Below are 6,535 nucleotides of genomic sequence, written 5' to 3' on the forward strand. Positions count from 1 at the left end.
CTTCCGGAATCAGAACCGCTCGATGCTGAAGTCGTCGTCGCCACCACCCTGCGCGGCGGCGGGAGGAGGCGGAGGACGCCCAGGAGCCGCAGGGCGCCCAGGAGCCGCTGCTGCCGCCGGCGGAGGCGGAGGACGCGCCCCCGGAGCCGGAGTCGCCGCTCCAGGACGAGCCCCCGCCGCGGCCGGAGGAGCCGGAGGCGCACCCGCCGGGGCCCCCTTCTGCGCGAACTGCGAGGAGCCCGGCACCGGGCGCTGCTCGCCGGACTTGCCGTCGAAGTTGTCCCACTTCGAGTCGGCCGTGCCGCTGACGCCCGAGAAGCGCAGCGCGAAGTCGTCCGGGTTCGTCGCCTGCCTGTGGGCCTCCTCGTACGAGACCAGGTTGTTGCGCACCAACCCCATCAGCGACTGGTCGAACGTCTGCATTCCGTACGTATCGAAGCCCTGCGCGATGGCGTCGTGGATCTCCTTCGTGCGGTCCTTGTCCTCGATGAGCTCGCGCACGCGCGCCGTGACACGCATCACTTCCACCGCGGCCACACGGCCCTTGCCGTCCGAGCGCGGAATGAGGCGCTGGCTCACCACCGCCTTGAGCACCGCGGACAGCTGCAAGCGCACCTGCTTCTGCTGGTGCGGAGGGAACGCGCCCACGATGCGGTTGATCGTCTCCGTCGCGTCCAGCGTGTGCAGCGTCGACATCACCAGGTGGCCCGTCTCCGCCGCGTGGAGCGCCGTCTCGATCGTCTCGTAGTCACGCATCTCGCCCACGAGGATCACGTCCGGGTCCTGCCGCAGCGCGCTCTTCAGGGCCTGCGAGAAGGAGAGCGTATCCACACCCACTTCGCGCTGGTTGATGATCGAGCGTTTGTCACGGATGAGGAACTCGATAGGGTCCTCGACCGTCATGATGTGGTTGGTCTCGTTGGCGTTGATGTGATCGATCATCGCCGCCAGCGTGGTCGACTTACCGGAGCCCGTCGTTCCCGTGACGAGGATGAGCCCGCGCTCCTCGGCGACGATCTTCTCGAGGATGGGCGGCAGCAGCAGGTCCTTGATCGTCATCACCTTGAAGGGAATGACGCGGAGCACGGAGCCAATGGTGCCGCGCTGCTGGAAGATGTTCACGCGGAAGCGGCCCAGGCCCGGAACTCCGTAGGCCAGGTCCACCTCGTTGCTCGCCTTGAACTTCTCCTTCTGGAACTCGTTCATGATGCCGAACGCCATCCGCGCCACTTCCTCCGGCGGCAATCGCTTGCCGTCCTTGAGGGGCACGAGGGACCCGTCCACGCGGAACATGGGCGGCAATCCGGCCTTGAGATGGATGTCCGAGGCGCCGCCTCGAAGTGCGATCTGCAGAATCTCGTTGAGTTCCATGGTCAGTCCAGAATGCTAGCACCGCCTCCGGGCCGGGCGAAGAGACCCCACCGGCCAAAGTCCAAAAGCACAACGGCGGAGGCCCCCTCGAAGGAGACCCCCGCCGCTTTATGGCTCCCATGAGGAGCAGGCAGGCTAGCGCTTGGAGAACTGGAACCGGCGGCGCGCACCCGGCTGGCCGTACTTCTTGCGCTCGACCGCGCGGGCGTCACGGGTGAGGAAGCCGGCCTTCTTCAGCATCGGACGGAACTCAGGGTTGAAGGCGCACAGCGCGCGGGCGATGCCGTGGCGGATGGCGCCCGCCTGACCGGACAGGCCGCCGCCCTTGACGTTCACCGTCACGTCGATCTTGCCCTTCTGCTCCAGAATCTCGAGCGGCTGGAAGAGCACCATCTTCGACGTCTCGCGGCCGAAGTAGTTGTTGATGTCGCGGCCGTTGATGATCACGTCACCGTTGCCGGCCTTGAGCCACACGCGGGCGGTGGCCTCCTTGCGACGGCCGGTGGCGTAGAAACCATTCTCAGGGTTGATAGGCATGGAGTTCTGCTCTCGTCATCAAAAGGGGGAGAAGGTTCAGGCCTCGACCGCGCGCGCGGCAGGCTTCTGCGCGGCGTGGGGGTGGGTGTCGCCCGCGTAGACCTTGAGCTTGGTCATCATCTGCCGGCCCAGCGCGTTGCGAGGCAGCATGCGGCGCACGGCGTTGATGATGATGTCCTCAGGGTGGCGCTGGCGCAGCTTCTCGAGGTTGGTGATCTTCAGGGCGCCCGGGAAGCCGGCCCGCGGGTGGCGGTAGTACTGCTTGGCCTGCTCCTTGGTGCCCGTCACCTTCACCTTCGCGGCGTTGATGACGATGACGTGGTCCCCGGTGTCGATGGACGGGGTGTAGATGGCCTTGTGCTTGCCCTTGAGCAGCGTGGCGATCTGGCTGGCGGCGCGGCCCAGCACCTTGTCCGAGACGTCCACCACGTGCCACTGGCGCTTGATGTCCGACGCTTTCGCGCTGTAGGTACTCTGCGACATTGTTTGCACTCCAAAACTCTGCTGCGGCAGCCGCGTGCGCAGGCCACCTGACATAGTCGAACCAACCGCGGGTCCTGCCTGAATACTCCAGGGTAAGGCCCGGAAAGGCCGACCCTCTTAGGAGGAGCGAGGGGGTAAGTCAAGACCGTGCCGCGATCAGGGGCCACAAACTTGCACTTTCCCTCCTACGTCGGCGCCGGTCCCCCGCCTGCTCCCTTGGTTGCCCCCTTCGCCTTGAAGCGCTCCTTCAGGTTGGCGAAGAAGTTCTTCTCCTGATCGGTCTGGGCGCCCGTCCGGGGGGCCTCCAGGTCGATCAGCTCCACCGTCTCGGGCGGCAGGTCCTCCAGGAAGCGGGAGGGCGTACTGGGGATGTCCTTCCCCCGCTTCACCCGGATGGCCGCCCGCGTCAAATAGAGCAGTTCCTTGGCCCGGGTGATGCCCACGTAGCAGAGCCGACGCTCCTCCTCGAGGTTCTGGGCCTCGCCCTGCATGCCTCCGTGGGGCATCAGCCCTTCTTCCATCCCGATGAAGAAGACCAGCCGGTACTCCAGCCCCTTCGAGGCATGCACCGTCATCAGGGTGACGCGCCGGTTGCCACCCGGCCCCTCTTCATCCTCTTCCTGCCGCGTATCCAGGCTCAGACGGTTCAGGTAGGTCAGCAGGCTGGCCTTGGGGCCCTCGCGCTTCTCGAAAGCCTCCAGCGAGTTCAGTACCTGGTCCACGGACTTCAGCTTCTTGTCCGCCGTGGTGGCCGACAGCGCCATGGACCGCGCCGCCTCCTTGAAGCCGATCTCCTCCAGCAGTTGGCGCGTCACGTGCGCCAGGTTGCCGCCCTCGAAGAGCCCCCGGTAGCGCTCGATCATCCGGAGGAACTCGCGGACCTTCCCTCCCGCTCCCGCCGGCAGGTCCTCGTACCCCTCGCTGCGCTCCATCGCGTCCCAGAGCGACAGCCCCTGCCCCCGCGCATGTCCGTGCAGCCGCTCCATCGTCACGTCGCCGATGCCTCGCGCCGGCACGTTCACGATTCGCAGCAGGCTCACCTCGTCCCTCGGGTTCGCGATCACCTTGAAGTAGGCGATCACGTCCTTCACCTCGCGCCGATCGAAGAACTCGCTGCCGCCCACCACCTCGTAGCCGATGCCCTTCTCTCGCAGCGACTCCTCGATGGGCCGGGACTGGCCGTTGGTTCGGTAGAGGACCGCGATCTCGTCCGCCGGGATGCCGTGCGCGATGTTCTTCTCGATCTCCCGCGCGACGTAGCGTGCCTCCTCCTCCTCATTCGGGCACTTCACCACCCGGAGCCGCTCGCCTCCCAGGCGATCCGTCCACATGCGCTTGGGCTTGCGCTCCGGGTTCTTCGCGATGACGGCGTTCGCCGCGTCCAGCACCATCTGCATGGAGCGGTAGTTCTGCTCCAGCCGCACCTCCTTGGTGCCCGGGAAGAACCGGTCGAACTGGAGGATGTTCTTCACCTCCGCGCCACGCCAGCTGTAGATGGCCTGGTCGTCGTCTCCCACCGCGCACACGTTCATCGACTCGCCGGCCAGCAGCCGCAGCAGGTCCATCTGCGCCAGGTTCGTGTCCTGGAACTCATCCACCAGCAGGTACCGGAAGCGCCGCGTGTACTTCTGCTTCAAGTCCTCGTGCTCGCGCAGCAGCCGCGCCGGCAGCACCAGCAGATCGTCGAAGTCCACCGAGCCCTGCGCCTTCAGCGCCAGTTGGTAGCCCGGGTAGACCATGTGGGTGATGAGATCGTAGTCGTCCCCCATCCCCTCCGGCTTCACCTGCGGCGGCAACCCCGAGTTCTTCGCCTTCGAGATGAGCGTCAGCACCTTGCGCGCATCGAAGGCCCGGTCATCGACCTTGTGGTCGCGCATCGCCCGGCGGATGAGCGCCAGCTGGTCTCCCATGTCCGCGATGGCGAACTTCTTGGGCCAGCCCAGCCGGTGGATGTCCTCGCGCAACATCTCCGCACCAAAGGCGTGGAAGGTGCACACCAGGACACCCTGTGCGCGGGGGCCCCCCATCTTCACCAACCGCTCCTTCATCTCCGTGGCGGCCTTGTTGGTGAAGGTGACGGCCAGGATGTTGCGAGCCATGGCCCCGAAGGGCCGCTCGTTCAAGAGGTGGACGATGCGATGGGTGATGACACGCGTCTTGCCGCTTCCGGCCCCTGCCAGCACGAGCAGGGGCCCTTCGAGCGTCGTCACCGCTTCGCGCTGAGGGGGGTTGAGCTTCGAGAGGTCCATTGCGCGCCGCGCCGGGATACCTTTTGATCGGCTCGTGCGCGAAATCAAATCCCATCTGGCCCTGCTCCTGCTGGCGCTCGCGCCGGGCCTGGGTTGTTCAGAGGACAGCCGCGCGAAGGCCGCCTCGGCCTCCGTCTCGGAAGCCACCACGGCCCCCGCACCGTGCGTGTACTTCAGGGACTTGGCGCCCTTCCTCCCCGAGTCCCTCGAGGGCTTCACCCACGCCTCCACCGAGGGCTCCACCGGCAAGTACGGCGAAGTCTCGGTCAGCGAGGCCGAGCGCACCTTCACCAAAGGTGAGGATCGCGAGGTGAAGGTACGCATCGTGGACACCACGCTGGGCGGGAAGATCGCCAAGGCCATCAAGGCGGCGGCCGAGGACGCGAAGCAGCGCCCGCAGAGCGACCCGACGGCTCCCATCTTCTGGGATGCGGCGGTGGGCTTCGTGCGCTACGACGCATCGGAGGCCACGGCCGAGGCGAACCTGCTGGTGGGAGATCGCTTCGTGGTGGCGGTGACGAGCCGAGGTTTCCCGGGCACGGTGGAGGTGCGGAGGGTGGCACGCGGCATCGACCTCGCAGGGCTCGCGCAACTGCGCTAAGTCCCCGGTGCGGCCTGCCCGCGGGCCGCAGGATCCGAACGCAAGGAGTCGCTCGAGTGAAGGAGAAAGGAACGCGCGCGCCTACCCCGGAGTCGCTCTCGGAGGAGGCAGCGGCGCGAGAGGCGGTGGCGGCGCTGGGCAAGCGGGAGTTCATGGACCAGTTCCAGAAGCTGGCGAAGGGGTTCGCCGCGGATCCGGGCAACCCGGGCTCGTACTCGTGCGAGGGTTGCCAGCGCTGCGCCAACTGCATGTTCTGCAAGGACTGCGACAGCTGCTACCACTGCACCCACTGCGTGCGCTGCGAGCTGTGCAACAACTGTTCGCACTGCGTGGAGTCGAAGAGCTGTCACGCGTGCGCCTACTGCGTGCAGTGCGAGAACTGCACGGGCAGCGCCTACCTGCTGCTGTGCAAGAACCTGCAGGACTGCAACTACTGCTTCGGCTGCGTGGGCCTGTCCAAGAAGGACTTCCACATCCTCAACGTGCCCTTCTCGCGAACCGAGTACTTCAAGATCACCAACCGGCTGCGCAAGGAGTTGGGCATCCCTTGATACGTCGAGAGCAAGACGGGTCTACTGCTTGGCCAGAATGCGTCCTTTGCCGTCAATTGCGTATTCCGCTCCAGCGTCGAAGACAATGAATCCGGGTCCACACTGAGAGAGGTCGGGCGCGAAGAGGACGTAGAACACATCGTCACTCGCTTGAAAGACCGTCGTGTTGATGTATTCCCAACGTGCGAGGCACTGTCCCTCGGGACTCTTTTGACTTTCTGGGGTCATGCCCGGTGGTCTGTAGTCATCCATCGCCGCTTTGAGCGCGACCATCATCGGGCCGGAGAGCCGCGCTCCTCCCTCCAAGGAGTTCAAGAATTGAACCTTGGCTCCCTCCTCGGGCGGCGTCCATTCCGGCTTCTCGTACTTGTAGTACCCGAAGTGCGAGCACCCCGTCACCAAAGCAGCCCAGCAGAACAAAGCGGGAAGACCAGGTCTCATGCGGCCTCGCTCAATCAACGTAGAGTAGGGGCCCTCCATGGGCCCCTGCACCTGGATGCTTCCATCTGGCAGGCGCTTTGCTCGGACATGGGGATTTGGAGCTGCACAGCTCAAAATGCATCCCGCGACCAATGCCACGCGGATGCGATGCGGCAACAAACCCATTATCGCCTCCAGCCATTACTAGCACCAAACGCGCTCCGTGCTCCCCGAGGGATCGGATGATGGTTCCCCGCTCTGGGAGGGCGGAACTTCGAGGGAGTAGAGGACGAGACGATCGTCCAGCCAGGGGAGGCGCAGTT

The 6,535-nt window shown here is 65.6% G+C and carries 7 protein-coding genes; 2 read left to right on the forward strand and 5 right to left on the reverse strand.

All coding sequences use genetic code 11. The annotated features are described in order from the left end of the window. Positions 1-9: 9 nt before the first annotated feature. From KY501_RS52195 to KY501_RS52210, 4 genes are all read right to left on the reverse strand, one after another. Positions 10-1,371, reverse strand: coding sequence for a type IV pilus twitching motility protein PilT (locus KY501_RS52195; RefSeq protein ID WP_224373088.1), 1,362 nt, complete (start codon positions 1,369-1,371; stop codon positions 10-12). Between the two features lie 135 nt (positions 1,372-1,506). Then, positions 1,507-1,908 carry a 30S ribosomal protein S9 gene (rpsI, locus tag KY501_RS52200; protein ID WP_224373089.1) on the reverse strand — a complete coding sequence of 134 codons (402 nt, stop codon included), beginning with the start codon at positions 1,906-1,908 and terminating at the stop codon, positions 1,507-1,509. 36 nt (positions 1,909-1,944) lie between these two features. After that, complete coding sequence (rplM, locus tag KY501_RS52205; RefSeq protein WP_224373090.1) at positions 1,945-2,391, reverse strand: 50S ribosomal protein L13; 447 nt, start codon at positions 2,389-2,391, stop codon at positions 1,945-1,947. 185 nt (positions 2,392-2,576) lie between these two features. Beyond that, positions 2,577-4,640, reverse strand: coding sequence for an ATP-dependent helicase (locus KY501_RS52210; RefSeq protein WP_224373091.1), 2,064 nt, complete (start codon positions 4,638-4,640; stop codon positions 2,577-2,579). Positions 4,641-4,674: 34 nt separating this feature from the next. Here KY501_RS52210 and KY501_RS52215 point away from each other — a divergent pair, with 34 nt between their 5' ends. Both KY501_RS52215 and KY501_RS52220 read left to right on the forward strand, forming a co-directional pair. Then, entirely contained in the window at positions 4,675-5,241 is a 567-nt protein-coding gene (locus tag KY501_RS52215; protein ID WP_224373093.1) for a hypothetical protein, read from the forward strand. A 56-nt stretch (positions 5,242-5,297) separates the two neighbouring features. Continuing rightward, complete coding sequence (locus KY501_RS52220; RefSeq protein WP_224373094.1) at positions 5,298-5,792, forward strand: caib/baif family protein; 495 nt, start codon at positions 5,298-5,300, stop codon at positions 5,790-5,792. Between the two features lie 21 nt (positions 5,793-5,813). Here the strand turns inward: KY501_RS52220 and KY501_RS52225 are convergent, their stop codons facing one another. Continuing rightward, positions 5,814-6,233 (reverse strand): hypothetical protein, encoded by a 420-nt coding sequence (locus KY501_RS52225; RefSeq protein WP_224373095.1) that lies wholly within the window; start codon positions 6,231-6,233, stop codon positions 5,814-5,816. Positions 6,234-6,535 lie beyond the last annotated feature (302 nt).

Origin of the sequence: Hyalangium versicolor (genome assembly GCF_020103695.1) — a bacterium.
GTDB lineage: Bacteria > Myxococcota > Myxococcia > Myxococcales > Myxococcaceae > Hyalangium > Hyalangium versicolor.